We start from the raw sequence: 25,101 nt of genomic DNA, 5'->3' as shown, positions 1-25,101 counted from the left end.
ATCGAGAGAAAAGTTACCCGTCCCCGGAGCCCGCGCCTTTGCGCGGGCCCTGGGGTAGGTCAGGCGCGTACGCCTTCGGGCAAAGGCAGGGCCAGCAGGCGCTCGTCCAGCAGGCCGAGGCCCTCCTGGAACAGCTGGTTGCTGCGCTCGGTCTCGCCAAGGCCGGCGAGCAGGCGCGCCAGCTCAGCACAGGCCTCGGGGTTGCGTTCCATGCGCAGGCTGCTTTCCAGATAGTCCCGCGCCTTGCCCCACAAGCGGTTCTGCAGGCTCAGACGGCCCAGGGTTAGCAGCAGGCTGGCATCTTGCGGGTGGGCCTTGAGCCAACCTTCGGCTGTTTGCAGCTGGCGCGCCGGGTCATCGCCGCGCACCAGGCCGTACAGGCGTGCCAGGTGGCTTTCGTATTCACGCTTGAGGGCGGTGCGAAGCACTTGTTCCGCTTCGCTCTGGGCGCCCACCTGACGCAATTGCTCGGCATAGGCCAGCACCAGTTGTGGCTCCTGGCGCTGGGCAGCAGTCAGTTGCTGCCAGGCGCGCTCCAGAGCCTGACGGGCGCTTTGCGCATCCTCGCCACGGGTGGTGGCCAGGCTCAGGTTCTGGCCCCAGGCACGTTGCTCCAGGGCAGCCAGCTCGGCGGCCGGCAGCACCTTGCCCTTGCGCAGGTCAGGCAGCAGGCGGATCAGGGCAGACCAGTCGCCGCGTTCCAGGTGCAGCCGCTGCAGTAGGCGCAGCACCTGGCCGTTGTGCGGGTGGCGCTCCTGCATGGCCAGCAGGGTTTCCAGCGCGCCGTCGCTTTCGCCACGGTCCATCTGCAATTGCGCATGGGTCAGGGCAATAGCCAGCTCCGCTTGCGGCTGGCGCTCCAGGGCACGTTCCAGCAGGTTGTCGCTGTCTTCGGTTCGGCCTTGCTCGTTGGCGGCACGCGCGGCACCGAGGTAATACAGCAACGGCTGGCGCTCGGCCTCGGCGGCACGGTGCAGATGGCGCTGGGCACTGGCCCAACGGCCCTCGGCGAGGTCCAGCTGGCCCTGCTCGATGGCCAGACGAACACGCCGGCTGCGATTACGCCGCGACCACGGGTTGACCACGCCACTGGAAGTCAGCACCAGGCCGACCAGGTAGCGCACCAGCCACAGCAACAGCACCACAACCAGCAAGCCGGCCAAGGCCGCCCACAACCCCGACTGGTAGCGGAAGCTGCCATAGGAGATCAGCACGTAACCGCTGTGCTTGGCGACCGCGATACCTAGCGCCGCGGCGACCACGATCGCCAGCACGGCCAGCAGGTAGACACGCTTCATGGCTTGCCCCCTTCAGCATCGGCCGGCAGGTGGCGGCGCTGAATATAGGCCTGCACTGCAGCCAGACTTTCGCTGAGGTCAGGGGTAACCACCGACACCGGCTGTTCGGCCAAGGCATTGAGGCTGTCAAGCATGGCCTTGCTTTGCGGGTTGTCGGCGTTGAAGTTGGCCAGCAGCACGCTGCGGGCGTCGTCCAGCGCCTGGGTGTAGACCTTGCTATCGCCATTGAGCGCTGCCCACTGGGCCTGTTCGATGGTCAGGCTCAGGGCCAGGCGCAGCTGGTTCAGTTGCTGCCCGGCCAGCAGCGGACGCACGTTGTCATCGGCGTTGAAGTCGATCTGGAAGTACTTGGAGATTTCGGCCCACCACTGGGACAGGCGACTGGCGCCGTCACCATCGGCGGTGAGCGCGCCCAAGGCATCGGCATTGGTGTCGAACTCTGGCGACTGGGCGCTGAGTTGCTGCACCAGCTCGCGCTGAGCGGCCAGTTTCAGGAACAGGCCGGTACGGTCCGGTTGCTGGGTGCTGTTGAGCGTGGCCAGGCTGCGCGCCAGTTGCTCACGGGCGGCGAAGGCACCCGGATCGCTCTGCTCGCGCAGGATCTCGTCCGCCCCCTCGACCAAGGCCTTGGCACTGGTGATGTCCTGCAGCGCCGACAGGCGCAGGGTGGCCAGGCGCAGCAGGTGCTCGGCCTCGGCCAGGCGCCATTCCTTGCGGCTTTCGCCCAGTATGGTTTCCAGGCGCTGGCTGAGGCGTTGCTGGTCGCCCTGCAACTGTGCCACCAGGCGGCGGCGGTCTTCCAGCTCGCTGGCCGCTGGCAGGCTGGCCAGTTGCGCGCTGATCTGTTGCTCACGCTGCTGCAGGGCCTCGGCGCGCTGGTTCAGCGCCTCGATGTGCTGGCCCTGGTTGAATTCGCTGCCTTGCAGTTGACGCACCTGCCAGACACCCCAGCCACCTACCGCCACCCCGGCCGCACCCAACAGCAGGGCCAGCGTTGCCAGGCCACTGCCGGAGCGCTTGGCAGGTGGGGTGGTGACGGGTTCCGCCGGCGCCTGTGCCGACGGCTGATCGTTATTGGACAAGACAGTCTCGCTCACGTATCCATCCTTTGCATGGGGGCGCATCGCGTTCAGCTTAGCGCCTTAAGAGGCAGGTGCAGCGCTGCGCTGCACGGCTGCCAGCAAGGCCGTGGCACTGGCGCCACGGCAATCCACAACCTGTTGGGCCCCGGCGGCCCTGGCCTGATCGGCAACCCGAGGGCTGGGCACGAACAGCGGCAGACGCGCGAGCTGCGGCCAATCGGCGCCGGCCATCTGCTGCAAGTGTTCAAAACCCTGCCCACTGCTGACCACCAGGCCATTGAGGCGTTCCGCTTCGATGCGGCGCATCAGGGTGCCCGCCGGGTAAGCCGGCAGGCAGCGACGATACAGTTCCAGATAATCGACACTAGCACCTTGCTCTGCAAGACGCTCTGCCAGCAGTTCGCGACCTCCGACACCACGAACGATCAAGATCCGCGGTGCCGGCACGGCAACTGCCTGGCGCAGGGCTGGCAGCGCCAGCAACGCTTCGCTGTCATCGCCACGTGGGGGGAAGCTCACCGCCAGGCCCGAGCCCTGCAGCACAGCGGCGGTTGCCTCGCCCACGGTGAACCAGCCTTGCACGGGTGGCTGCAGGCCGGCATCGGCCAGTTGCTCAAGCAACAACCGGGCTGCCGGCTTGCTGACCACGATGATCGCCTGGAAGCCCTGCAGGCCTTCCAGCAACAGGCGTTGCTGGTTGTCCACAGCGACGGGCTCGATTGCTAGCAGCGGCAGGCAGCTGCTGGCTACCCCCGCCGCTGCCAGGCTTTGCGCCAGTGCCGCACAGTCCTCGGCAGGCCGGGTCAGCAACAGGCGCCACGAACTCACGGGTGGCCGGCCTCGCCGTAGACTTCCTTGAGGATGGCCTCGGCGCCCTGCCCCAGCAGGTCCTCGGCCACCTGCACGCCCAGGGTTTCGGCGGCAGTACGTGGAGCGCGGGCATCGGCCACCAGCAGGGTACCGCCGCTGGGCTGGCCGACCAGGCCACGCAGCCACAACTGGTCACCTTCCAGTACCGCATAGCAGGCAATCGGTACCTGGCAGCCGCCATTCAGGCGTTTGTTCAGGGCGCGCTCGGCCACCACCCGGTCGGCGGTATCGGCATGGTGCAGCGGCGCCAGCAGCGCGTGGATTTGCTGGTCGGCGCTGCGGCATTCGATGCCCACCGCGCCCTGGCCGCCAGCCGGCAGGCTGTCATCGACGCTGATGGTGGAGGTGATGCGGTCTTCGAAGCCCAGGCGGATCAAACCGGCGGCGGCGAGGATGATGGCGTCGTACTCACCGGCATCCAGCTTGGCCAGGCGGGTGTTGACGTTGCCGCGCAGGAAGCGGATCTGCAGGTCCGGGCGACGCGCCAGCAACTGGGCCTGGCGACGCAGGCTGGAGGTACCGACGATGCTGCCGGCAGGCAGCGCATCGAGGCTGTCAAAGGTATTGGAAACGAAGGCATCGCGCGGGTCTTCGCGCTCGCAGATGCAGTACAGGCCCAGGCCTTCGGGGAAGTCCATGGGCACGTCCTTCATCGAATGCACGGCGATGTCGGCTTCGTTGTCCAGCAGGGCGGTTTCCAGTTCCTTGACGAACAGGCCCTTGCCACCGATCTTTGCCAGCGGCGCGTCGAGCAGCTTGTCGCCACGGCTGACCATGGGCACCAAGGTCACCAGCAGACCGGGGTGGGCCTGCTCGAGGCGGGCTTTGACGTATTCGGCCTGCCACAGGGCCAAGGCACTTTTACGGGTGGCAATGCGGATTTCGCGAGTGGACATGGAACGCCCCGATCCAGAGAAATGCTGTCGATGATAACAGCATCGCCGGTATCGCTAGCAGATGTGGATCAGGATCCTGTGCTTACCTGTACCGCCCAATCGCCGGCAAGCCAGCTCCCACAGAAGCCGTGCAAGGCTCAAGGCTGACGCTATACCTGTGGGAGCTGGCTTGCCGGCGATTGGGCCGGTACAGGCTCAGAGGGTTTGCATCATCTTGCGCACACCGGCCACATGGCGCCGGCTGACGGTCAGGGCGTCACCGTCCAGGCCTTTCAGGTATAGCTGGAAATGCCCCAGCGGCGTGCGCTGCAGGCGTTCGATACGCTCACGGGCGACCAGGGCATTGCGGTGGATACGCACGAAGCGTTCGCCAAACTCGTCTTCCAGGGCCTTGAGCGGCTCGTCGAGCAACACTTCCCCGGCCTCGTGGCGCAAGGTCACGTACTTGTGGTCGGCAATGAAATAGATCACCTGGGGCAAAGGGATCAGCTCGATGCCTTTGCGCGTGCGGGCACTGATGTGGCTACGCGGGCCGCCGCCTTCGTTGGCCGGTCTGGTGAGCGCCGCCAACTGAGCGCGGTTGGGCTTTTCGGCCTTGCGCAGGGCATCGCGCAAGGCCTGGGCCTGGAAAGGTTTGGTCACATGGCTGAGGGTACTGTCCTTGAAAGCCTCGGCACCGTATTCATCGTCCCCGGTGCAAAACACCACTGCCGGAGGCGCCTCGCGCTCGCACAGGCGAGCAGCAACCTGCAGGCCATCCAGGCCTGGCATGCCGATGTCCAGCAGGACCACATCGGGCTTGAGGCTTTCGATCAGCGCCAAGGCCTCCTCGCCGTTGGTGGCGCTAGGCTCCAGCACGGTGTAACCCTCCAGTTCGCCGAGCAGCCGGCTAAGGCGCTCACGGCCTTGGGGTTCGTCATCAACGATCAGGACATTCATAATTGCGCTGGATTCCTGAATGAGTCTCGCACAGGTATAGCGTAGACAGGTATGGTTCGAGCGACACTAAGGTCACGCTCTAGACCGGTGCGAAGGCCAAAGATTCACTCGGCCGGCAGATTCACTGCCAGTCCTCTGTCCAACTGTAGACGGTCCGTGGAACACTGCCGTTCATTCCTGCAAATCCTTCTCTATCGTTTTCCGCGCATTTCTCTCGACCAGCGCCCTGCGGCGGCCGGCCCAAACCCTGCTATCATCGGCGCCACTTTTTCGTTCACGCCTGCAATGAGTGAATCCATGAGCACCGACAAGACCAATCAGTCCTGGGGCGGCCGCTTCAGTGAGCCCGTCGACGCCTTCGTCGCCCGTTTCACCGCCTCGGTCGATTTCGACAAGCGCCTGTACCGCCACGACATCATGGGTTCGATCGCCCATGCCACCATGCTGGCGCAGGTCGGCGTGCTCAGCGATGCCGAGCGCGACACCATCATCGATGGCCTGAAGACCATCCAGGGCGAGATCGAGGCTGGCACCTTCGACTGGCGTGTCGACCTCGAAGACGTGCACATGAACATCGAGGCACGCCTGACCGACCGTATCGGCATCACTGGCAAGAAGCTGCACACCGGCCGTAGCCGCAACGACCAGGTGGCCACCGACATTCGCCTTTGGCTGCGCGACGAAATCGACCTGATCCTGGCCGAAATCACCCGCCTGCAGCAGGGCCTGCTGGAGCAGGCCGAGCGTGAAGCCGAAACCATCATGCCCGGCTTCACCCACCTGCAAACTGCCCAGCCGGTCACCTTCGGCCACCACCTGCTGGCCTGGTTCGAAATGCTCAGCCGCGACTACGAGCGCCTGGTCGACTGCCGCAAGCGTGCCAACCGCATGCCCCTGGGCAGCGCCGCGCTGGCAGGCACCACCTACCCGATCGACCGCGAACTCACCTGCAAGCTGCTGGGCTTCGAAGCCGTGGCCGGCAACTCGCTGGACGGTGTGTCGGACCGCGACTTCGCCATCGAATTCTGCGCCGCCGCCAGCGTGGCGATGATGCACCTGTCGCGCTTCTCCGAAGAGCTGGTGCTGTGGACCAGCGCGCAGTTCCAGTTCATTGACCTGCCAGACCGCTTCTGCACCGGCAGCTCGATCATGCCGCAGAAAAAGAACCCGGACGTGCCGGAACTGGTACGTGGCAAGAGCGGCCGTGTGTTCGGCGCCCTGACCGGCCTGCTGACCCTGATGAAAGGCCAGCCACTGGCCTACAACAAGGACAACCAGGAAGACAAGGAACCGCTGTTCGACGCCGCCGACACCCTGCGCGACTCGCTGCGTGCCTTTGCCGACATGATCCCGGCCATCAAGCCCAAGCACGCCATCATGCGTGAAGCGGCCCTGCGCGGCTTCTCCACCGCTACCGACCTGGCCGACTACCTGGTACGCCGTGGCCTGCCGTTCCGTGACTGCCACGAGATCGTGGGTCACGCGGTGAAGTATGGCGTGGACACCGGCAAGGACCTGGCCGAAATGAGCCTGGACGAACTGCGCCAGTTCAGCGACCAGATCGAGCAGGACGTGTTTGCCGTGCTGACCCTGGAAGGCTCGGTGAATGCCCGTAACCACATTGGTGGTACCGCACCGGCGCAGGTGCGTGCGGCCGTCGCCCGCGGCAAGGCGCTGCTGGCTTCGCGTTAAGGCCCATTGCGAGGGCTTCGCCCTCGTTCGCGGGCACGCCCGCTCCCACAGGTACAGCGTTTCCCTGTGGGAGCGGGCGTGCCCGCGAATGCCCCAACACTATTCTCAGCGTTTACCGCTGCGAATCATCTCCATGAAGGCCGGCATCGCCGCCTCCTTGTCCGCCACGATCCGCGCCATGTGCGGGTTGTCACCCATCAGCTGCAGCAACGCCTTGGCCTGCGGGAAGTCCGCCAGGAAGTCGATGTTCAGCACCTTCTTGCCCACCGCGTAGGCCAGGTCGACCGAGAAGCAGAACATCAGGTCTGCCAGGGTCAGTTGCTCACCCGCCACATAGGGTGCGAAGCGGCCGTTACGCTTGAGCGTGGCAAAACCGGCCAGCAGATCCGCGCGAGCTTTTTCCTTTATCAGTGGCTCGACCTGCATGCCAAAGAAAGACTCGGCATAGCAGGTACGCGCCGGCAGCTCGATGTAGAGCTCGATTTCCTTGAGCAGCTCACGCACTTTGGCCTGCCCGAACGGGTCGGCCGGCAGCAGCGCCTTGCCGCCCTGGGTCTGCTCGATATAGTCGAGAATCACACTGGTTTCGCTGAGGAAGCCGTGTTCGGTCTGCAGCACCGGCACCTTGCCTCGCGGGCTCACTTGCAGCGCCTGTGGCGCCTGGCCGCCATAGAAGGTGACTTCCTCGAAGGGCAGGCCTTTTTCCAGCAGGGCCAGCTTGACCATGTTGTAGTAGTTGCTGACCGAGAATCCATGAAGCTTGAGCATGAGGTAAGAGCCTCCAGGCCGTAAGGGGTTGGCCCGGCTTTTATAGACCGTACGCCCGCCGCTGACCAGCGTCATGCGCCCCGTCAATGCCCGGGCATTGCCGCCACAGGCGTGGCACACTGTGCATCCCATCACAGGAGTACCGCCATGAGCGAGCCCACCGACATCGACTATGACGACGACGAAGCCTTCGCCGAGGCAACGCTGACCCAGGCCATCGAGAACCAGATCGAAAGCGGCGACCCGGCGGCGGCGAAAGCCACGTTCAACAAACTGACCCTGGTCGGTTACGAGCGCGAAGACATTCTCAACCTGATGGCCCATGTACTGGCCTTCGAAATTGACAACATGCTGGTGGAAGAACGCGAGTTCGACCGCGAGTGGTACGAGAACGCCCTGCGTGCGCTGCCCGAACTGCCGCCTGAGATGGATCAAGGCGAGGACGAATAACCCGGCTACACTCGAAGATCAGGCACCGTAGAACGGTGCCGTCATCCTTGTCTGGAAGTCAGGAGTCGCCATGCCTTTTACCCCCGATCTGATCGCTGAACTGGAAGTACTTTCGCTGTTCAAGCACGACAGCAGCCAGGAAGGCATCAAGATTCACAAGAACGCTTCCCCTGCCCTGGTAGCCGCCGCGCAACGCCTGCATGAAAAGGGGCTGACCGATCAACCTGATGGCGGCTATCTGACCAGCCTGGGTCATGACGCTGTCGAAAGTGTCCAGTTGCTGCAGAACATTCTCAAGGCGCCACAGCCGGCTTGAATGGCGGTCTTGCTCAAACTTTGAAACTCGCGCGGTCCCTGTGGGAGCGGCTTTAGCCGCGAACACCGGCGAAGCCGGTGCCATACACCGCGCCGCTTGCTTCGCGGGTAAACCCGCTCCCACAGGGGGCCGCGCCAGCCTGTCAGGCGATCAGTTGGCCGCTGCCCTGCGCCTTTCCGCCAGGCGCGAGCGCCCGTACAAGAACACGATGGCCAGCAAGGCCAGCGCCTGCGCTGACAGCGAGTAGGCGTCGGCGTGGATCCCCAGCCAGTCGAATTCGAAGAACGCCACTGGGCGCGTGCCCAGCACCCCTGCCTCTTGCAGCGCCTTCACGCCATGCCCGGCGAACACCACCGACAAGGCACATAGCAGCGCGGCGTTGATGCTGAAGAACAGCGACAGCGGCAGCTTGGCCGAGCCACGCAGGATCACCCAGGCCAACCCCACCAGCAGCACCAGCGCCGTGGCACCACCCGCCAGCACCGCCTGGTGCCCGGCTGGGCCGGCCTGCAGCCACAGGGTTTCGTAGAACAGGATCACTTCGAACAGTTCGCGGTAAACCGAGAAGAACGCCAGCACGGCAAAACCGAACCGTCCACCACCACTGACCAGGCTGCTCTTGATGTAGTCCTGCCAGGCGGCGGCATGGCGGCGGTCGTGCATCCACACGCCAAGCCACAGCACCATCACTGCAGCGAAAAGCGCCGTGCAGCCTTCCAGCAGCTCGCGCTGGGCGCCACCAACGTCGATCACGTAGGCTGCCAGGGCCCAGGTGGCGAAACCAGCCACCAGCGCCAGGCCCCAGCCGATGTTGACGCTGCGCACCGCCGACTGCTGGCCAGTATTGCGCAGGAAGGCCAGGATCGCCGCCAGTACCAGAATCGCCTCCAGTCCTTCGCGCAGCAGGATCAGCAAGCCGGATACAAAGCTCAGCGACCAGCTCAGGCCATCGCTGCCCAGCAGTTTGGAAGCCTGCTCGAGCCTGGCCTTGGCTTCGCTCAGGCGTTGCTCAGCATGGGCCACGGGCAAGCCGTCCTGCAGCGACTGACGGTAGGCCATCAGCGATTTTTCGGTGTCCTTGCGCGCTTGGGTGTCGATGTTGTCCAGCGAGCTTTCCACCAGCTCGAAGCCTTCCAGGTAGGCCGCTACTGACAGGTCATAGGCCTGGTCGTGATCACCTGCGCGGTAGGCCGCCAGGCTCTTGTCCAAGGTGCTGGCGGTGTACTCGAGCAATTGCGCCGGTCCACGTTTGACCTGCGGCGGCTGCGCGCGCTGGGCGCGGAACGCCTCCACGGCCGTGGCACCTTCGCTGGCGGCGACTTCGGCCGGGGTCTGGCGGGCCAGGTCGGCGATGTTCCAGGTCTTGTCGCCTTTGCCGGCTTCTGGCTTGGCGGTGAAGCTGGCGATGTAGGCAGCCACATCCCAACGCTGGCGATCATCCAGCTGGTCGGCAAACGAAGGCATCTCGGTGCCATCGATGCCCAGGGCCAGGGTGTTGTAGAGGTCGAACAGGCTCAACTGGTCGAGGCGCGAAACATCGCGCAGGTTGGCGGGTGCAGGCTCCAGGCCCACGCCGGCCGGGCCGTCGCCGGCGCCAGTTTCGCCGTGGCAGATCGAGCAGTTTTGCGCATACAGCGAAGCGCCACGGGCCGGGTCCGGGGTAATCACCGGAGCCTGACTGACCTCATAGGCTACCGCCAGGCGAGCACCCAGCTGACGGGCCTGCTTGGCAACAGCCGGGCCGCCCTGGCGCTGGTCGATGGCCTGGCGCAGCGCCTGGACGCCCTGCTCCAGGGCTGCTTGTTCAGCATGCGCAGGCAGGCCTTTGACCAAGTCGGCCAATACCGCGCTGAACTCCTGCTGCTCGCGGTATTCACCATCGTCGATCACCTTGCCGTCTTGCACGGTGGGCGGGTAGTCGGCGCCAATGTAGTCCAGCAGGTGCAGGGCCTTGGTGGCCTCGGCGGGGGCTTCGGCCAGCGCCAGGGTGCTGCACAGCGCCAGCACCGGGCCGAGCAAAATAACCGGCAGCCAAGCAAGCAGACGGGAACGGGTTTTCATGGCCAGTCTCGAAGGGAATGCGAAAGAGAACATTGTTCACTCCCACTTTGCTTCACTCAAGGGTGCTGGGCGGATTTCATGAAAAATCTTGGTACAAATCAGATGAAGAGTGGGGATGTGCTGAAACTGTGGAGATTCTGTCTTGTGTTGCCTGTTATGGCCTCATCGCTGGCAAGCCAGACTCCCACAGGTATTGCGCATGGCTTGAGGGAGATGCGGTCGAGGTGGGAGCAACTGTCTTTAGAAATTTATTTTCAAGCATTTGGTTTCAGGCTCGGAAATATCTTACGACGCCTCAGTTCGGTGCGGGTTGAAAACGGCAAGGCCTGGCCCTCATGGTCCAACCACCGATTCAGGCGAGCTTTTCCTTCACCGTGAAATCCACTTCCAGATCGGCATTGGCCAGCAGATTTACCAAGGCATCCAGGGAAAACTTGTCAATCTTCCCATTCAACAGCTCACTCAAGCGCGGTTGAGTGACATGTAGCCGACGCGCCGCATCCTTCTGAGGTAGATCCCAGGCACGCACCGTCTTGACCAAAATCCGCATCAGCTGCGAGCGCAGCCGAAGGTTGTCTGCCTCCTCTGGCGTATCAGCCAGCGCGTCCCATACAGATGCCGAGCGTTCATTCGCCATGGTTGATCACCTCTCAGTCCAGCGACCTGAATCGGGCTTTCGCCACCCAGCGGAAATATTTGATTTCAGATGTGGAAGACCATTCAGGCTAAAAGATGAGGCCGCATAGCGGCCCCAAGCGCTTGAAGGCTATTGAAGAACCTTGCTCATTCCTCGCTCCATATCATCAATCAGCGCCTTGGCCATCTCACTGAGTATCCGCGCAGCACTACCAGCAATACGGTCATTTTCCATTTCCGCTTCGGTGGTCAGGTGGCGGATACAGCCGAGCAACACCGATAACTGAGAAAAGGCATGGTTGAACGGCACATTGGGCTGCAGGCGGAACAAGTCGAAGGTTTCCACTCCTGCGGTTGCAGAGTCTCTGGGATCATTGCTCATCGGGTCGCTCCTTGATCGTGGCGGGTTGCATGGGTGCGGTCGCACACGGCATTGATCAGGCGGCAGAGCAATCGAATATTCATGCCCATGGCATTGCGCATGTCGCCGGGAGGGTTGTCGAGCAGGACTGTGGTGGTGTGGTCGATGGTCAGGGTGATGGCGCTGATCAGCTCTTCGCAGTCTTTGGGGCTGAGTGGATCGATTAGTGAGAGTGCGGGAGGGTCGAGCAGAAGCAGATCGGTAACTGGTGGATCGGGGACGAGCTTGTTCATAATTGCATTCCCTGTGAATAACTATGAACTGCAATCCTCTTCGTCTCACGGAATTGGGTGGCAGTCGTGCGAGGGGTGAGACCCGGGCTCACAGGAAAACCCGACCAGGCGAAAGCCTGCCCGCGCACGACCACCATTAAGCGGTGCGTTCTGTGAGTCCGGGGGTCTCAATCCCGATCGCCTTGCGAGGCGACCCCGCGACAGTATTCCGGGAACACTTTCCAGCCAAGACAGCACCTTCCGACAGGTGCTGTAGGATAATTCGACAGGGCGTCCGAACTGAAGCATTTGGTTTCTGGTTCGGAAATGTCTTACAGCTCTAGAGCCTAGGCGAGGGCTTTGCCCTCGATCGCCGGCAAGCCAGCTCCCACATGGTCCGTACCAATTTCAAGGCATGCACAAGCCGGCTATCACAGGTGAACCACAGGTCTCAAAAGCGGTGGAGTACCTGTGGGAGCCGGCTTGCCGGCGATTGGGCCTCAAGGCTTGGCGGTGTCCTTCCACCCCCCACCCAACGCCAGGAACACACCAATCTGCCCCTGAGCCACCTGACTATTGGCCGCTGCCAGCTGCGCGCGCATGTCGGTGTAGGTGCGCGTCGCCTGCAGGTCGGCCAGGAACGATTCACGCCCAGCCTGGTAATAGCGATGAGTCTGGTCCGCCGCTTCCTTGGCCGACTTCTCCGCCTCGGCCAGCGCGTCACGCCGGTCCAGCAGGGCGCTGTACTGCGCCAGGCGGGTCTGGGTCTCGCGAATGGCGTTCAGCACTACCCCATCAAAATTCGCCAGGGCTGCCTGGGTCGAGGCTTCGGCCATGCGAATGCGGGCACGGGTGCCATTGGTGGGGATGGTCCAGCTGATCTGCGGGCCGAAGCCCCAGCGGTTGGTCGCCGGCTCGCCAAGGTTCTCGAGGATACCAATGGTGCCAACCTGGGCGCCGATGCTGATGTCCGGGTACAGGGCGCCGGTGGCCACGCCGATGTAGGCAGTGGCAGCGGCCAGCTGCCGTTCGGCCTGGCGCACGTCTGGACGGCGCTTGAGCAACGCCGCGCCATCGCCCACCGGCACCAGCTGGTTAAGGTGCGGCAGCTCGGCACAATCGGCAGTGCCGGCAGGCAGCTGATCGACCGGTTTTGCCAACAAGGCAGCCAGGGTATACATGCCCGTCTCGCGCTCCGCCTTGAAGCGTGGCAGCTCGGCGCGCAAGGATTTGAACTGGGTCTGCGAGCGGGTGACCTGGGTTTCGTCGCCACGACCGGCATCACGCAGGCGCTGGTTGAGCTTCACGCTCTGCTCCTGCAGGTCGAGCGACTCACGGGCAATGTGGTATTCCTCGTTGGCCGAGCACACTTGGGTATAGGCCTTGACCACGTCCGCCACCAGGGTGATGCGGGCGGTATCGGCGGCGGCCTGCACTGCGTCGGCATTGGCCTTGGCCGCCTCGGTGCCACGCTTGAAAGTACCCCACAGGTCGAACTGGTACGACGCACTGATGATGGCCTCGCCGATGTTGGCCACCGGCACTTTCTCTGGCAGCAGGAAGGCCTCGCCCGATTCCTGCAGGCGCTGGGCGCCAAGTTTGACGCCGCCGTTGAAGCCACCTTGCGACTCAGCCACTTCGACCTGGGCGCGCGCCTTGGCAATGTTGGCGGCAGCCACGCGCAGGTCGGTGTTGGCACTCAGGGCCTGGCGCACCAGCTCGTTCAGCCGTTGATCCTGATACAGCTGCCACCAGTCCTCAGGCACCGGTGCCGATACCACGCTGTCGGCATCCTGGCGCAACGGGCCATTGAGGTCGCTGCGTTGCACCGCCGCGTCCTTCGGCACTTCATAGTCGGGGCCGACCATCATGCAGGCCCCCAACGACAGGCACAGCCCCGCCAGGATCAGCTGTTTCATGGGCGCTGGCCCTCGATGATCGACACCGTGGCGGTTCGCCCGGCAATCATGCGGAAGTCTTGCGGCACTTCATCAAAGGCGATGCGCACCGGAATACGCTGGGCCAGGCGCACCCAGCTGAATGCCGGGTTGACGTTGGGCAACAGGTTGGCACCACTGCTGCGGTCACGGTCTTCGATGCCGGCGGCGAAGCTTTGCACATGGCCACGCAGGCGGGTGTTGTCGCCCATGACGCGAATGTCCACGGCATCGCCGATGTGGATACCGCCAAGCTTGGTTTCCTCGAAGTAGCCATCGACGTGGTACGAGGCGCTGTCGACCACCGACAGCACCGGCCGGCCGGCGGTGACGAATTCGTGATTACGCGGTGCTCGGTCGTTCAGGTAACCGTCCACCGGGCTGCGCACCACCGAGCGGTCGAGGTTGAGCTGGGCGGTATCGACGGCTACCTGCGCCTCGCTGACGGCAGAGCGGGCACGGGCCTCGCGGGACTGGCTTTCTTCCAGCTGTTCGGCGGCCACCAGATTGCCAAGCTTGCGGTTGCGCTGCGCTTCGCGGGTGGCCTGGGCCAGGGTTTCCTGGCGCTCGCCCAGGGTCGCCTTGGCCTGGCGCAGGGCCAGGGTGAAACGGTCCTGATCGATGGTGAACAGCACATCGCCGCGCTTGACGGTCTGGTTGTCACGCACCTCGACCTTCTGGATCAGCCCGGACACGTCCGGAGCAATCTGGATCACGTCGGCGCGGATGTGCCCGTCGCGGGTCCATGGGGCGAACATGTAGTACACCACCATCTGCCACACGAGCACGGCGGCGAAGGTCACTACCAGCAAGGTCAGGACCACGCGGCCCAAGGTCAGCAAAGGTTTTTTCATGGCAGCATCAGGTTTCGGCAAAAGTGGTCCACCGCACCAAGCAGCACGGCATACAGGGCAACGTTGAACAACGCCCGGTGCCAGACCAGGCGGTAGAAATGCAGGCGCACCAGCACCGCGTGCACCCCGAGGAACAGCAGGTAGGTGCCAAACATCATCACCAGCAGCGTGGGCAGGAATACCCCGCTGATATCCAGTTCACCAATCACAAGGGTGCTCCGTCGAGGCCGGGGGGCAGTTGCGGTTGTTCGGCTGGCTCGAGCATCACCTCCACGCCCGGCAGCAGTGCCAGGCGCAGGCCGCTCAGTGCGTGCAGCAGGTGGGTGCGGGCATCGCCGCGCTCGTACAGCTCATCCAGGTTCAGCGCCAGGCGCGCGCGCTCCATGTTGCGCAGCAGCGCGGCCGGGGCGTGCAGGCGCTCGCCGGCGCGCAGGCAGGCGGCGTAGTGCGCGCCGACTTCCTCGACTACCGTGTTCAGCCGCTCACGAGCCTGCTGCCCGGCACGCGGCATGTAGGCCAGCAGGTCGAGCAGGTTCAACCCCACCCGCAGGTCGCGCAGTGCCACGCCGCTGTCCTGCCCGGTTTGCGACAAGCGCGGCAGATGCTGCATCAGGCGGTCGAGCATCTGCACACCGACCTGGCGGTGCTCGGCCAGGGTGGCCGGCTCGGTCATTTCAACGATGTCGCGCCAGGCGAAGCGGGTCATGCGCTTTGCCGCCAGCTCCACGCCGAACGGGCGCATCACCAAGGTCCAGATGAAGGCGAACAGCAGCCCCACGGGGCCGGCGAGGTTGGAATTGAGGAAAGTGAAGAAGTCAGCATCGTAGGCGCCCTGGATGCTGATGAAGGTCGAGGTGTTGACGATGGTCAGCAAGGTACCAAGGTAGAAACGCGGCTGCACGGTCAGGGTGCCAACGCAGATGAACGGCACGGCAAAGGCCAGCACCAGCATCGGGAAATCGTGCAGGTTGGGCAGTACCAGGAACAGGTAAAGGCTGGAGAAGATGACCGACATCAGCGTCCAGAAGAAGAACCTGTAGATCTGCGGCGCCGGGTCGTCCATGGCGGCGAAGAAGCTGCACGACACGGCGGCGAGGATCACTGCACTGGCGCCGTCGTTCCAACCCAGGCCAATCCACAGGCCGCAGGCGACAACGATCGCCAGTACGGTTGAGGCCACCGAATACAGCATCAGGCCACGGTCGAAGAACGCCGTCAGGCGGCCCAGGCGCCAGTGGCGGTACACCGCGCGCCAGGGTTTGGAGTCGTCGCTGCGCAGGGCATGCTGCAGGCTGCAGCAGTCCTGCCACAGGTCGGCCCATTCGGTCAGGCGGTACAGAGCGTTGGACAGTAGCAATTCGGCGCGCTGGTCGAGGGCAGCGGCGCCCGGCTGCAGGCGCTCGATCTGTTCGTGCAGGGCGGTCCAGCGGGCGACCGAGGCGCTGTCGACGGTGCCCTTGAGCCATTCGCGGGCGGCATTGAGCAACGGTTGCAACTGGGCGAACTGTGCCGGGGCGCGGCCTTCGAGGGCGACCAGGGCGTCGTCGAGGGCATCGATCACGGGCAGCAGGTGGATCATGCGCCCGCGCAACTCGCGGGCATTCTTCAGGGTGTGCGGACCGGCGCCTTCATGGCCGAGCTGGCCGATCATCAGCTCCAGCGAGTTGAAGGTGGCAACCATCGCCCCGCGCATGCCGCCAACCTGGTCTGCGCTGGCTTGGCGGGCCAGGTAGGTGTCGCTATAGCGGATCGCCTCGGTGAACCAGCTACCAGTGGCACCGACTACAACCGGCGCCAGCCGGCGTGGCCAGAAGATCGCTCCGACCACCGCCGCGCAGACGATCCCCAGGCAGATTTCCTGGGCGCGGGAAGACGCCACGTCGAACACAGCAAGCGGGTTGTCGACCACCGCCAGGGCAATCATCGGCAAGGTGTAGCCGGCCAGCATCAACACGTAGTTGTTGGCGGTGCGCAGGTTCAGCGAAAGGAACAGCAAGGTGCCGGTCCACAGGGCGATGGCGATGCTCAGCAGCAACGGCGACTGCACCAGCGGTGGGACCAGGAAAATCGCCCCGCCGGCGCCGAGCAGCGTGCCCACGGCACGGTACAGGGCCTTGGAGCTGGTGGGGCCAAGGAACGGGCTGGAAACGATGTACACCGTGGCCATGGCCCAATAGGGGCGCGGCAGCTGCATGAGCAGGGCGATGTACAGGGCGATCATGGAGGCGGCAAAGGTACGCACGCCATAGAACCAGTCGCGGGCCGGGGGCACCGAGCTGAAGAAGTTGCTCATGCTGCCCCGCCTGTGTTGCCCAGGCCGGCGGCTTCGAAGGCACGCAGCACGCGCAAGGCGGCTTCCAGGTCGGCCTGGTCGATGCCATGCAGCACCTCGCGGCGCAGGCGCACCAGCTCGGCTTCGATAGACTCGGCCAGGGTGCGGCCTTCGGCGGTCAGGCTCAGGGCCTTGGCGCGGCGGTCCAACGGGTCCTCGCTGCGGCATACAAGGCCGGCCTTGCACAGCTGGTCGAGCAGGCGCACCAGCGACGGGCTTTCCAGGCCGGCGGCCTGGGCCACGGCCACCTGATGCACGCCGTCACCCAGGCGCACGATCATCAGCAACGGCACGGCACAAGCCTCGGAAATTCCGTAACCGGTCAGGGCGGTATGGCAGATACGCCGCCAATGGCGGGCGGCAACCACCATGCCGCTGCTGACTTGCAGGCGCAGGAGATCAAGGGACATGACAGGAACCAAGGATATTCATAGTTTGCTAACTATCAATATACGCCTGTGCCTCCCCCTGTCGTCAACCGGGGGTGACGGATGAATTGTTGTTCATGCTGGGGTTTTGGTCTGCCTGTGCCGGCCTCTTCGCGGGTAAACCCGCTCCCACAGGTGCTGCATAGGATTCAAGCCATGCGCGGTACCTGTGGGAGCGGGTTTACCCGCGAAGAGGCCCGGACAGGCAACAGAGCATTCAGGGCTGTATCTGGTCTTCCAGCTTCATGGTCAAGGCCAATGTACTGCCCATCTGCACCGCCCGGTCACGCCACTCCTGGTAGCGGCCCTCGTCACGGCTGCTGAAGTGCACCGCCAGCTCTTCAGCCGCCTGCACCACCCCCGCAGCTGCCGCCAGTTCCAGCCAGTACAGTGCGGCCTTGAGATCAGCCTCCACGTACAGCCCGTGCATCAACCGGTAGCCCACCTCGAAACGGCAGCGTGCCTCGCCCTGCTCGGCCCCGCGCAGGAACCACTGGTAGGCCTGTACAAGATCTACCTGCCACTGCAGGCTGCCATCGCACACTTCTTCCTCGTACAGGTCACCCAGGGCAGCAGCGGCATGCAGCATGCCCCGCTCGAAAGCCTGCCGGTAGCACTCCGCCGCCTGTAGGTAAGAGGGTTCGATACCTTTGCCAAAGTAATGTTGCTGCCCAAGGTTGAACCACGCCGCGGCATTGCCTTGCAGGGCCGCCATGCGCAACAGGTGGCCGGCCAACACGGTGTCAGCACGCCAGTATTTGCCGTTGAGCCAGATCCAGCCAAGGTCGTTGAGCGCCGCCACATTGCCTTGCAAGGCCTGGCGGCGCAGGTCGACGTAAACCATCTGCAAGTCGCTGGCTTCGTCCAGGCGACTGACCAGCAGCGAGCGCTGGCTGGGCAACCCTATCCCGGCAAACAGTCGCTGTCGCCTCCCGACAGCGGCCGGTGGGGCAATGACCCGCTCGGGCAGAAGGCGGGCAAGCAGCGAATGGATATTGCTGGCAGCAGACATGTTCATCCTCATTGAACGACACACAACCCCAACCTTCGGCTGTGATGAGGCGTGATTCTGCGTGACGTAACGTCAAAACCTGTCGCGAACGATTCGGCACCAGGCAACCAAATGCGACTTCCTTGATCTGAGCAGGCTGTGGCCAATTGCCATGACCCACGCCTGCCGCCATCCTATTGCGGCAAGCCTAGACAAGGACGTTATCTTTTGCCGTTCGCCACCACTCGCGCCACCCTCAGCCGACAGTGGGCGCTGCTGCGCCAGCTGCCCAGCCGTTCCCCAGGCATTACCAGCGCCGAATTGGTCTGGCGCCTGCGTGACGTGGGCTTCACCGTCAGCAAACGCACTGTCGAGCGTGATCTCAATGAGCTGTCGCTGATATTTCCGCTGGAGCGCAATGACAAGAGCATTCCGTTTGGCTGGCACTGGTCGGCGAACGTTGCTGGCGAGTTGCGTGGGAATTTCGATCTGCAGGGTTTTTTGCGCGGTGGTTCGCTGCAGCCGGCGCAAGGTGAAGGGGTCGAGCTACAGGCCTGGGTCAGCGACCTGCTGGCCCGACAGTTGCGTGAAGCGCCGTTGAGTGTCGATATGCAGCTGACAGCGCTGGAGCAGGGCCATCGGCTGCGGGCCACCGTGGAGGATGGCTGGGGGTTGCGCTGGTGGGTGCTGAGCCAGGGAGCAGGCGTGGTGATCGAGCAGCCCAGCCAGCTACGCATGGAGATTGCCAGGACACTCGTTGAAGCGGCGGCACAGTATCAGGATGGCCATTGAGCTCAAGGCTCACCCACCAGCAAGTCTCGATTTCCCATGGCTAATAACCTGGCCTGCAATTGCGAGATGGAAGTAGAGCACAAGCCGCTTATAGCAAAGTGGCACTTTACCCCTCCAATTAATAATAAATTAAGCCGATATAATCAACTGGGCAAGCTTAAAAGCTTCAGAACATTATGGGCAACAACAAAAACAACCGTAGAAGTCATTAGCCCTCCCCACGAAACTAGAATTTTAATTTTCAGATCCTTTGGAAAGCGCAATATTTCGGAAGCATCCGCAACACCTTTGCTAACAAAGACACCGGGCATGATAATGCATATTTGCGGCCAGGCAGATGCGCAACACTTTACCTAGCAAACCCGCCGATGAGAAACTTAACCGATTATCTCGTACATAACTGCATCCCGACAGGTTCGATTCAACCAAATCAAGATATCGGCAGGCTAGGTAAATCATAATACCCACACTGATCATTATCCAGAATAACAACATGGACATTCCTATTACTTCAACTGTCGATTTCATTCAATCCTCTTTCCACACACTCGCCTCCCAAGCGGGTCAAACCAACAACCTTGTTGCTCCCATCTTCCCGGCAAGCTTCCTCAGACAAGGCGAAATTGAGCACCGCGCATCACACTGCAGCCTGCGCGCTTCCTCCAAACACTTTCTTAAAAAGACCCGAGCGCGAGGAATGCGACTGAAGAAATACACATTGTGCACCACGTTACTATAAGCAGTCTTTTCATACGCGTCGGAAAGTTCTGCAGTTGCGCCTCGTCAACCAATCCCTTGCGAGCAAATAGGTATGGCGTGCTCAGAAGTGCTGATATGGTACAGATACGCATAATCTTACCGATGATGCCTGCGTGCAAATAAAGCTTCCTATTCCCCGATACAAAACTGCTTTTTGATAGCAGACCTTCAATCTCATCAAGATATCTTATGGCGACATATATTTTCACTAAAAGCGCAACCATACCCAAGCAGAAAAAACAAATCGCGACCACATTCATCTCAAGACTGCTCACGCTTTATTACTCACCGTAAATTATTGCAAATCGCCGTAGGAGTGGTCACCTGGCAATCAGTTTCGTAAAGCCCCTACCCCATATGCAAAATGCTGACAACGACAAGGTTCGTGAGCCACAGCGAAATCAGTAGCCTTTCGATGTACTCAGTTACTGCTCGTACCTCTGGAACATCAACCAGCCCTTTTCCCCTCACAAAGTCTCTCAGGCCCAAAGAGCTTACGACTGCCACCCAAGGCAATTCAAACATAATAAAGCCAAGCCTGAAACGCCAGCATAGCTAAGACTTCAATCGTCAATGCTAGCCATAGCCCAATTAACAAAAATCTCAGCGACCTCGGAAATCTCTTTATCTCGTCGGAGTTTGCTAGTCCACGCTGTACGTAGGGGCCTGGCATTGTCAAAAGAAAGGCAATACTGCACACACGTAAAACCTTACCCGGCATACCAGCATGAAAAAAGCCTTCCTTAACGCCCTGTATATATCTAGACTTCTCCAAAAGGGATTCAGCCCTATCTAAACATGCATAAGCAACATAAACCAGGACAAGCAGAGTTATTACTCCCAAGCCAAAGATCATCAAGACAATCAGGCCAGGCTCAAACATAGTCATTCTGAAACCTTGCGATATAGGAAATCACCTGCAATTTCACCCCATCCCCCAAAGATCTCGCCGCCGACTGCTCCCCCAACCGCCCCGCCGACCACTCCGCAAACCAAAGAGCCAGGACCTGTTGTAATTCCTAGCACAAACGCGCATGCCCCGGTGGCGATTGCACCGCCATAAGCGCCCACAATACTACTTCCAGTCAAACCTAATAACAGAGAACCACCCTCTACGTACTTAGCTCTGGCACACTCCTCCTCCCGCCCCAGAGTACAAGCTTTTTTAATTTCCAGCCCAGTAGCGGCTACATCCAACGCAACCCCGATGTAGGCCCCTTTCTTGATCAGACTCGCAGCCTTCGCCACTCCCGTTACCTTCTCTGCATACCCGGATATCTCCCCAGCATTCAGATAACGCTTGGTGGAAAGCTGCAGCATTCGCTTGATCGATCCCTGATTTCGTAGACCCGAGCCATAGGCGGCCGTCCTCCCCAGCTGTTCGTCCAACGTCCTGAACAGCTCCACACGCTTGGCATAGAACTCTTCCCGCGCCCTGAACACACCACCACTCATATGCTCGCGGTGCAGTAGCTCGATCTGTTCCAGCGTCTTCTTGATTGCATCCAGATACCTGGCCCAGCCATCGCTCGCTGCCCCTGCCCCCATCGATGCATGGGCCAGTAGACTTTGCAGCATCTCGAAGTTATCCAGCATGAAACCGTCAACACCGCCCCCGTTGAGCATGATGTCGCGGTGGATGCCAGCCGCCTTGCCCATGAGAAAGGCTTCATGGCTGGTGCAGGAAGAAGTATCGGGGTCACCGACGATCACCAGTTCGCCGGCCAAGACCACGGTGTTGACGATATGCCCATTGAGCACATCGAACTTGGCCTGCTGGTTGGCGTTCATCGGTGTACCGTTCTTCAGGGTCGCGTAATTCTGTGCCTTGGGATTTATAAAGCTGCGTGCCTCGGACATGGTCGTTCCTCACGTAAACTTCTTGTTGGCAATCCGGTCCCAGCCACCGGTCACATTGCCGCCGGCACGGCCATCGGCGCGTTGCTGCCGGGTGTAGGTGGTCTTGATACGGCCGTAGTCGAGCTGGATGATTTCAGTCGGCACGCCGGCATGCGCGCTTTGTGCATAGTCGGCGATGATCACTTCTTCGAGCACCACTTCGTAGTATTTGAGCTTGTCCCCACCGGCGCGGCAGACGACCAGCCTCACCTCTTTCAGGTGCTGCCCGGCGCAACTGGCTTCGAGCAGTTTGCAACTGGCGTTGTCCAGGTACTTGGTGAAGGTGAGGTTGCTCAGGGTGGTACGCCCGGAAGTGGCGCCGCCCGCGGAACTGGCGGTGGCGGAGGCGCTTTGGCTGCTGCCGAACGTGTAGCCAAGGATCTCGATCCAGTTGCTGTATTGCTCGTCCTTTGCTTCGCCAGCGATTTCCGCGATTTGAATATAAGCGTCGAAAGCCATGGTTACTGTTCCTTGTAAACAATTGAGCGGAACAGGCTAGGCACGGAAAAACTCCAACGCAATCGTTCTGCGGAGATCGATGCTAAATTAGGAATTTTCTTACGAGTTATACGACAAGTCGGCTTGAAAATATTTGAAAGTGTTTCAGAGCTACGCCATTTGGGCCGACAACATCAGCCCGATCACCGGCAAGCCGACGATTGGGCCAACCAAGCACATGCGCGTCAGCGCTGCATCCCCCAGCGGCGAACGGTCAACCGCTCCAGGGTATTGAACACCAGCCCTTCCACCAGCAAGCCGATCAGGATCACCACCGCCAACCCGGCAAACACCTTGTCGGTGTACAGCTCGTTGCGGTTCTGGAAGATGTACCAGCCCAACCCGCCTTTTCCACTGCTGGCCCCGAACACCAGCTCGGCAGCGATCAGTGTGCGCCAGGCGAATGCCCAGCCGATCTTCAGCCCCGACAGGATTGACGGCAGCGCCGCCGGGACAAGGATATGCAGTACCAGCCGCAGCCCTTTCAGGCCGTAGTTGCGCCCGGCCATGCGCAAGGTTTCCGACACGCCTAGGAAGCCCGCATAGGTATTCAGCGCCAGCGCCCATAGCACCGAGTGCACCAGCACGAAGATCAGGCTGTTGTCGCCCAGCCCGAACCACAGCAAAGCCAGCGGCAACAGGGCAATCGCTGGCAATGGGTTGAACATCGAGGTCAGGGTGCCCAGCAGATCGCGCCCAAGCTGGGTCGACACCGCCAAGCTGGTGAGGCCGAAGGCCAGGATGATTCCCAGCAGGTAACCCTTGAGCAGAATCACCAGCGACACGCCAACCTTGGCCGGCAACTCACCGCTGACCATGCCGTCCCACAGCGCCGTGGCCGTCTGCAGGAAGGTCGGTAGCAGCAGATCGTTGCCCTGGTAGCGGGCAATGGCCTCCCACAGCACGGCGATCACCAGCAGGATGACCGCCTTGCGCAACCAACCGTGCTGCCACAGGCGCTGAGCCAAAGGCAGGTTGCGCTCCACAGGCACACTGAGCAAAGGCTCCAGCTGCACCTCGTATTCCTGGCGTACAGGTGTAGTGGTCATGGCTGAAGCTCCCGTCAGTAGGCGATACGGATATCGTTGAAACCAAGATCGTCGGGCTGTTCGGGGGCATCCACCTCATCGAACAGCAAACGATGGATGCGCCGGGCACTGGCCTGGAAGTCGCTACCCCCCAGGCTGCCCAAGTCGTACTGGTGGCTGTGCACTTCGGCGCGCACCCGCCCCGGGTGGGGCGACAGCAGCAGGATGCGGTTGCCGACCACCAGCGCTTCTTCGATGGAGTGGGTAACGAACAGCAGGGTAAAACGCACCTCCTCCCATAGCAGCAGCAATTCTTCCTGCATCTTGCGCCGGGTCAGCGCATCAAGTGCCGCGAACGGTTCGTCCATCAGCAGGATCTTCGGCTGCGTGGCCAAGGCCCGGGCAATCGCCACGCGCGCCTTCATACCGCCCGACAGGGTGTGTGGGTAGGCATCGGCGAAGGCGGCCAGGCCGACTTTTTCCAGGTAGTGCAGTGCCCGCTCCTCGGCCTCGGCGCGTTTCAGCTGGCCCGACACCAGCAGAGGGAACATGACGTTCTGTTTCACCGTCTTCCATGGCGGCAGCTGGTCGAACTCCTGGAACACCACGATGCGGTCGGGGCCCGGACCGCTGACTGGCTGACCTTGCAGCAGAATCTGCCCCTCCTGGGGCGAGATGAACCCAGCCACGGCCTTGAGCAAGGTGGACTTGCCGCAGCCGGAGGGGCCTAGCAGCACGAAGCGGTCGGCACGGTCGACTTCGAAGCTGACCTGGTGGGTGGCCCGCACCACGCGTTGTGCGGTGCGGTATTCGAGGCTGAGGTTATCCACCTTGAGCAAAGGCGGCGTTGCGACACGGCTCAGGTTGCTGGCCGTGTGGCCTGGCAATGGGGCAGTCATGATTGGTCAGCTCCCCTGCAGCGGGCGTTCATCCTGGAAGAAGTAGTCCTTCCACGATTCCGGCTTGTGCTTGATGGCGCCTACCCGATAGAGGAAGTCGGCCAACTTGTAGGTGTTCTTTGGCGTGACGGTGAATTCGTACTGCGGGTTGTCGATCAGTCTGATCAACGTGTCGCGGTCGATCTTGGCCTTGGTCACGCGGATATAGGTGTCGGCGGCGGCCGCCTTGTCCTTCTGGGCGAAGTCCGCGGCTTCGGCCAGCGCATCGACGAAGGCCTTGTAGGTCTTGGGGTTGTCCTTGCGGAATTTTTCAGTGGCGAACAGCAAGGTCGGCGAGTTGGGGCCGAGCAGTTCGTAGCTGTTGAGTACAACGTGCACGTTCTTGTTGGCGAGCACCTGGTCCTGGAACGGCGGGTTGGAGAAGTGTCCGTTGAGTTCGGTGCCACCGGCCAGCAGCGCGGCAGTGGCATCCGGGTGCGGCACGGCCAGGGTGTATTTGTCGAGGCGGTTGTATTCCTTGTCGCCCCATTGCTGGGCGGCGGCGTACTGCAGGAAGCGCGACTGCACCGAAACACCTACCGCCGGTACGGCGATGCGGTCCTTGTCGGAGAGGTCGGCAATGGTCTTCACATTGGGGTTGCTGCTGACCAGGTAGTACGGGAAGTTGCCCAGCGAGGCCACGGCCTTGACGTTCTGTCGGCCCTTGGTACGGTCCCACACGGTCAACAGCGGACCGACGCCAGCGCCGGCGATGTCCACCGAACCGGACAGCAGTGCGTCGTTGATAGCCGAACCACCCGACAGCTGGGCCCAATCGACTTCGATGTCGATGCCCTGCTCCTTGCCATGTTTTTCGATCAGATGCTGGTCACGCACTACGTTCAGCAGCAGGTAGACGATACCGAACTGTTCGGCGATGCGAATCTTGCCTTCTTCTTGCGCCGCGGCGGGGGCCGCCAGGCTGCCGACGACAAGGCTTGCGCCCAGGCCGATGCTTGCCGCCAGGCGGCTGATGGATTTACGCATGATTGGTTTCCTCAGTC

27 protein-coding genes are annotated in these 25,101 nt (G+C 62.1%); 5 read left to right on the top strand and 22 right to left on the bottom strand.

Features of this window, described 5'->3' with window-relative positions:
• Positions 1-59: 59 nt before the first annotated feature.
• The 5 genes from M1D87_RS00985 to M1D87_RS00965 form a co-directional block, all read right to left on the bottom strand.
• Complete coding sequence (locus M1D87_RS00985) at positions 60-1,298, bottom strand: heme biosynthesis protein HemY (RefSeq protein ID WP_015268543.1); 1,239 nt, start codon at positions 1,296-1,298, stop codon at positions 60-62.
• Entirely contained in the window at positions 1,295-2,395 is a 1,101-nt protein-coding gene (locus tag M1D87_RS00980) for a uroporphyrinogen-III C-methyltransferase (protein WP_015268542.1), read from the bottom strand. Before M1D87_RS00980 ends, M1D87_RS00985 begins: the two co-directional genes overlap by 4 nt.
• Positions 2,396-2,440: 45 nt before the next feature.
• The gene (locus tag M1D87_RS00975) at positions 2,441-3,208 is read right to left on the bottom strand and encodes a uroporphyrinogen-III synthase (protein WP_232881693.1); all 768 of its coding nucleotides are present in this window, start codon (positions 3,206-3,208) and stop codon (positions 2,441-2,443) included.
• Positions 3,205-4,146, bottom strand: a complete 942-nt coding sequence (hemC, locus tag M1D87_RS00970; RefSeq protein WP_025337275.1) for a hydroxymethylbilane synthase — start codon at positions 4,144-4,146, stop codon at positions 3,205-3,207. Before hemC ends, M1D87_RS00975 begins: the two co-directional genes overlap by 4 nt.
• Positions 4,147-4,341: 195 nt before the next feature.
• A complete protein-coding gene (locus tag M1D87_RS00965) occupies positions 4,342-5,085 on the bottom strand; it encodes a LytR/AlgR family response regulator transcription factor (RefSeq protein ID WP_015268539.1) in 744 nt (247 codons plus the stop codon).
• A 297-nt stretch (positions 5,086-5,382) separates the two neighbouring features.
• On the opposite strand from M1D87_RS00965, the gene argH reads away from it, so the two are divergent.
• Entirely contained in the window at positions 5,383-6,777 is a 1,395-nt protein-coding gene (gene argH / locus M1D87_RS00960) for an argininosuccinate lyase (RefSeq protein WP_025337274.1), read from the top strand.
• A gap of 105 nt (positions 6,778-6,882) precedes the next feature.
• Here argH and M1D87_RS00955 read toward each other — a convergent pair whose 3' ends face one another.
• The gene (locus M1D87_RS00955; RefSeq protein ID WP_123085110.1) at positions 6,883-7,545 is read right to left on the bottom strand and encodes a glutathione S-transferase; all 663 of its coding nucleotides are present in this window, start codon (positions 7,543-7,545) and stop codon (positions 6,883-6,885) included.
• A gap of 147 nt (positions 7,546-7,692) precedes the next feature.
• Here M1D87_RS00955 and M1D87_RS00950 point away from each other — a divergent pair, with 147 nt between their 5' ends.
• Together M1D87_RS00950 and M1D87_RS00945 are read left to right on the top strand one after the other, a co-directional pair.
• Positions 7,693-7,995: a hypothetical protein gene (locus tag M1D87_RS00950; RefSeq protein ID WP_039614276.1), complete on the top strand. Its 303-nt coding sequence runs from the start codon at positions 7,693-7,695 to the stop codon at positions 7,993-7,995.
• Positions 7,996-8,065: 70 nt separating this feature from the next.
• On the top strand, positions 8,066-8,311 hold the full coding sequence (locus M1D87_RS00945) for a TIGR02647 family protein (RefSeq protein ID WP_015268535.1): 246 nt from the start codon (positions 8,066-8,068) through the stop codon (positions 8,309-8,311).
• 150 nt (positions 8,312-8,461) lie between these two features.
• Here the strand turns inward: M1D87_RS00945 and M1D87_RS00940 are convergent, their stop codons facing one another.
• The 10 genes from M1D87_RS00940 to M1D87_RS00895 form a co-directional block, all read right to left on the bottom strand.
• Entirely contained in the window at positions 8,462-10,405 is a 1,944-nt protein-coding gene (locus M1D87_RS00940) for an FTR1 family protein (RefSeq protein ID WP_102083324.1), read from the bottom strand.
• Between the two features lie 319 nt (positions 10,406-10,724).
• Positions 10,725-11,009, bottom strand: coding sequence for a helix-turn-helix domain-containing protein (locus M1D87_RS00935; RefSeq protein ID WP_003260206.1), 285 nt, complete (start codon positions 11,007-11,009; stop codon positions 10,725-10,727).
• 129 nt (positions 11,010-11,138) lie between these two features.
• A complete protein-coding gene (locus M1D87_RS00930; protein WP_038408518.1) occupies positions 11,139-11,390 on the bottom strand; it encodes a DUF3077 domain-containing protein in 252 nt (83 codons plus the stop codon).
• Positions 11,387-11,662 carry a hypothetical protein gene (locus M1D87_RS00925; RefSeq protein ID WP_003260202.1) on the bottom strand — a complete coding sequence of 92 codons (276 nt, stop codon included), beginning with the start codon at positions 11,660-11,662 and terminating at the stop codon, positions 11,387-11,389. The genes M1D87_RS00930 and M1D87_RS00925 overlap by 4 nt, the downstream gene beginning before the upstream one ends.
• A 479-nt stretch (positions 11,663-12,141) precedes the next feature.
• Positions 12,142-13,560, bottom strand: a complete 1,419-nt coding sequence (locus M1D87_RS00920; protein ID WP_025337268.1) for an efflux transporter outer membrane subunit — start codon at positions 13,558-13,560, stop codon at positions 12,142-12,144.
• Positions 13,557-14,432: an efflux RND transporter periplasmic adaptor subunit gene (locus M1D87_RS00915; protein WP_039614279.1), complete on the bottom strand. Its 876-nt coding sequence runs from the start codon at positions 14,430-14,432 to the stop codon at positions 13,557-13,559. The genes M1D87_RS00920 and M1D87_RS00915 overlap by 4 nt, the downstream gene beginning before the upstream one ends.
• Entirely contained in the window at positions 14,429-14,641 is a 213-nt protein-coding gene (locus M1D87_RS00910) for a DUF1656 domain-containing protein (protein WP_003255905.1), read from the bottom strand. Before M1D87_RS00910 ends, M1D87_RS00915 begins: the two co-directional genes overlap by 4 nt.
• The gene (locus M1D87_RS00905; RefSeq protein WP_123085383.1) at positions 14,638-16,725 is read right to left on the bottom strand and encodes an FUSC family protein; all 2,088 of its coding nucleotides are present in this window, start codon (positions 16,723-16,725) and stop codon (positions 14,638-14,640) included. The genes M1D87_RS00910 and M1D87_RS00905 overlap by 4 nt, the downstream gene beginning before the upstream one ends.
• Positions 16,722-17,174, bottom strand: a complete 453-nt coding sequence (locus M1D87_RS00900; protein WP_123085384.1) for a MarR family winged helix-turn-helix transcriptional regulator — start codon at positions 17,172-17,174, stop codon at positions 16,722-16,724. Before M1D87_RS00900 ends, M1D87_RS00905 begins: the two co-directional genes overlap by 4 nt.
• Before the next feature lie 235 nt (positions 17,175-17,409).
• A complete protein-coding gene (locus M1D87_RS00895; protein ID WP_102083319.1) occupies positions 17,410-18,204 on the bottom strand; it encodes a tetratricopeptide repeat protein in 795 nt (264 codons plus the stop codon).
• Positions 18,205-18,411: 207 nt separating this feature from the next.
• Between M1D87_RS00895 and M1D87_RS00890 the strand changes: the two genes are divergently transcribed.
• Complete coding sequence (locus tag M1D87_RS00890; RefSeq protein ID WP_015268527.1) at positions 18,412-18,975, top strand: WCX domain-containing protein; 564 nt, start codon at positions 18,412-18,414, stop codon at positions 18,973-18,975.
• Positions 18,976-19,011: 36 nt separating this feature from the next.
• Positions 19,012-19,332 (top strand): hypothetical protein, encoded by a 321-nt coding sequence (locus tag M1D87_RS00885; protein WP_421091521.1) that lies wholly within the window; start codon positions 19,012-19,014, stop codon positions 19,330-19,332.
• Positions 19,333-20,251: 919 nt separating this feature from the next.
• On the opposite strand, the gene M1D87_RS00880 is transcribed toward M1D87_RS00885, so the two are convergent.
• From M1D87_RS00880 to M1D87_RS00855, 6 genes are all read right to left on the bottom strand, one after another.
• Positions 20,252-20,623 carry a hypothetical protein gene (locus M1D87_RS00880; protein WP_054573363.1) on the bottom strand — a complete coding sequence of 124 codons (372 nt, stop codon included), beginning with the start codon at positions 20,621-20,623 and terminating at the stop codon, positions 20,252-20,254.
• Positions 20,620-21,594, bottom strand: coding sequence for a hypothetical protein (locus M1D87_RS00875; RefSeq protein ID WP_102083317.1), 975 nt, complete (start codon positions 21,592-21,594; stop codon positions 20,620-20,622). Before M1D87_RS00875 ends, M1D87_RS00880 begins: the two co-directional genes overlap by 4 nt.
• Before the next feature lie 9 nt (positions 21,595-21,603).
• On the bottom strand, positions 21,604-22,092 hold the full coding sequence (locus M1D87_RS00870) for an Hcp family type VI secretion system effector (protein ID WP_123085385.1): 489 nt from the start codon (positions 22,090-22,092) through the stop codon (positions 21,604-21,606).
• A gap of 224 nt (positions 22,093-22,316) precedes the next feature.
• Entirely contained in the window at positions 22,317-23,180 is an 864-nt protein-coding gene (locus M1D87_RS00865; RefSeq protein WP_015268522.1) for an ABC transporter permease, read from the bottom strand.
• A gap of 14 nt (positions 23,181-23,194) precedes the next feature.
• Positions 23,195-24,058: an ABC transporter ATP-binding protein gene (locus M1D87_RS00860; RefSeq protein ID WP_025337263.1), complete on the bottom strand. Its 864-nt coding sequence runs from the start codon at positions 24,056-24,058 to the stop codon at positions 23,195-23,197.
• A 6-nt stretch (positions 24,059-24,064) separates the two neighbouring features.
• A complete protein-coding gene (locus M1D87_RS00855) occupies positions 24,065-25,084 on the bottom strand; it encodes an ABC transporter substrate-binding protein (protein ID WP_123085386.1) in 1,020 nt (339 codons plus the stop codon).
• Positions 25,085-25,101: the final 17 nt, after the last annotated feature.

This window comes from Pseudomonas sp. SA233 (assembly GCF_054792385.1).
The sequence above is the reverse complement of the archived record's forward strand: the minus strand, read 5'-3'. Positions and strand labels throughout refer to the sequence as shown.

What these genes read in the sequence shown, in the direction of transcription:
- M1D87_RS00985 (WP_015268543.1), bottom strand. Translation starts at nt 1,298, where the DNA reads ATGAAGCGTGTCTACCTGCTGGCCGTGCTGGCGATCGTGGTCGCCGCG.
- hemC (WP_025337275.1), bottom strand. Translation starts at nt 4,146, where the DNA reads ATGTCCACTCGCGAAATCCGCATTGCCACCCGTAAAAGTGCCTTGGCC.
- M1D87_RS00965 (WP_015268539.1), bottom strand. Translation starts at nt 5,085, where the DNA reads ATGAATGTCCTGATCGTTGATGACGAACCCCAAGGCCGTGAGCGCCTT.
- argH (WP_025337274.1), top strand. Translation starts at nt 5,383, where the DNA reads ATGAGCACCGACAAGACCAATCAGTCCTGGGGCGGCCGCTTCAGTGAG.
- M1D87_RS00955 (WP_123085110.1), bottom strand. Translation starts at nt 7,545, where the DNA reads ATGCTCAAGCTTCATGGATTCTCGGTCAGCAACTACTACAACATGGTC.
- M1D87_RS00950 (WP_039614276.1), top strand. Translation starts at nt 7,693, where the DNA reads ATGAGCGAGCCCACCGACATCGACTATGACGACGACGAAGCCTTCGCC.
- M1D87_RS00945 (WP_015268535.1), top strand. Translation starts at nt 8,066, where the DNA reads ATGCCTTTTACCCCCGATCTGATCGCTGAACTGGAAGTACTTTCGCTG.
- M1D87_RS00940 (WP_102083324.1), bottom strand. Translation starts at nt 10,405, where the DNA reads ATGTTCTCTTTCGCATTCCCTTCGAGACTGGCCATGAAAACCCGTTCC.
- M1D87_RS00935 (WP_003260206.1), bottom strand. Translation starts at nt 11,009, where the DNA reads ATGGCGAATGAACGCTCGGCATCTGTATGGGACGCGCTGGCTGATACG.
- M1D87_RS00930 (WP_038408518.1), bottom strand. Translation starts at nt 11,390, where the DNA reads ATGAGCAATGATCCCAGAGACTCTGCAACCGCAGGAGTGGAAACCTTC.
- M1D87_RS00925 (WP_003260202.1), bottom strand. Translation starts at nt 11,662, where the DNA reads ATGAACAAGCTCGTCCCCGATCCACCAGTTACCGATCTGCTTCTGCTC.
- M1D87_RS00920 (WP_025337268.1), bottom strand. Translation starts at nt 13,560, where the DNA reads ATGAAACAGCTGATCCTGGCGGGGCTGTGCCTGTCGTTGGGGGCCTGC.
- M1D87_RS00915 (WP_039614279.1), bottom strand. Translation starts at nt 14,432, where the DNA reads ATGAAAAAACCTTTGCTGACCTTGGGCCGCGTGGTCCTGACCTTGCTG.
- M1D87_RS00905 (WP_123085383.1), bottom strand. Translation starts at nt 16,725, where the DNA reads ATGAGCAACTTCTTCAGCTCGGTGCCCCCGGCCCGCGACTGGTTCTAT.
- M1D87_RS00900 (WP_123085384.1), bottom strand. Translation starts at nt 17,174, where the DNA reads ATGTCCCTTGATCTCCTGCGCCTGCAAGTCAGCAGCGGCATGGTGGTT.
- M1D87_RS00895 (WP_102083319.1), bottom strand. Translation starts at nt 18,204, where the DNA reads ATGTCTGCTGCCAGCAATATCCATTCGCTGCTTGCCCGCCTTCTGCCC.
- M1D87_RS00885 (WP_421091521.1), top strand. Translation starts at nt 19,012, where the DNA reads ATGGCTAATAACCTGGCCTGCAATTGCGAGATGGAAGTAGAGCACAAG.
- M1D87_RS00880 (WP_054573363.1), bottom strand. Translation starts at nt 20,623, where the DNA reads ATGACTATGTTTGAGCCTGGCCTGATTGTCTTGATGATCTTTGGCTTG.
- M1D87_RS00875 (WP_102083317.1), bottom strand. Translation starts at nt 21,594, where the DNA reads ATGTCCGAGGCACGCAGCTTTATAAATCCCAAGGCACAGAATTACGCG.
- M1D87_RS00870 (WP_123085385.1), bottom strand. Translation starts at nt 22,092, where the DNA reads ATGGCTTTCGACGCTTATATTCAAATCGCGGAAATCGCTGGCGAAGCA.
- M1D87_RS00865 (WP_015268522.1), bottom strand. Translation starts at nt 23,180, where the DNA reads ATGACCACTACACCTGTACGCCAGGAATACGAGGTGCAGCTGGAGCCT.
- M1D87_RS00860 (WP_025337263.1), bottom strand. Translation starts at nt 24,058, where the DNA reads ATGACTGCCCCATTGCCAGGCCACACGGCCAGCAACCTGAGCCGTGTC.
- M1D87_RS00855 (WP_123085386.1), bottom strand. Translation starts at nt 25,084, where the DNA reads ATGCGTAAATCCATCAGCCGCCTGGCGGCAAGCATCGGCCTGGGCGCA.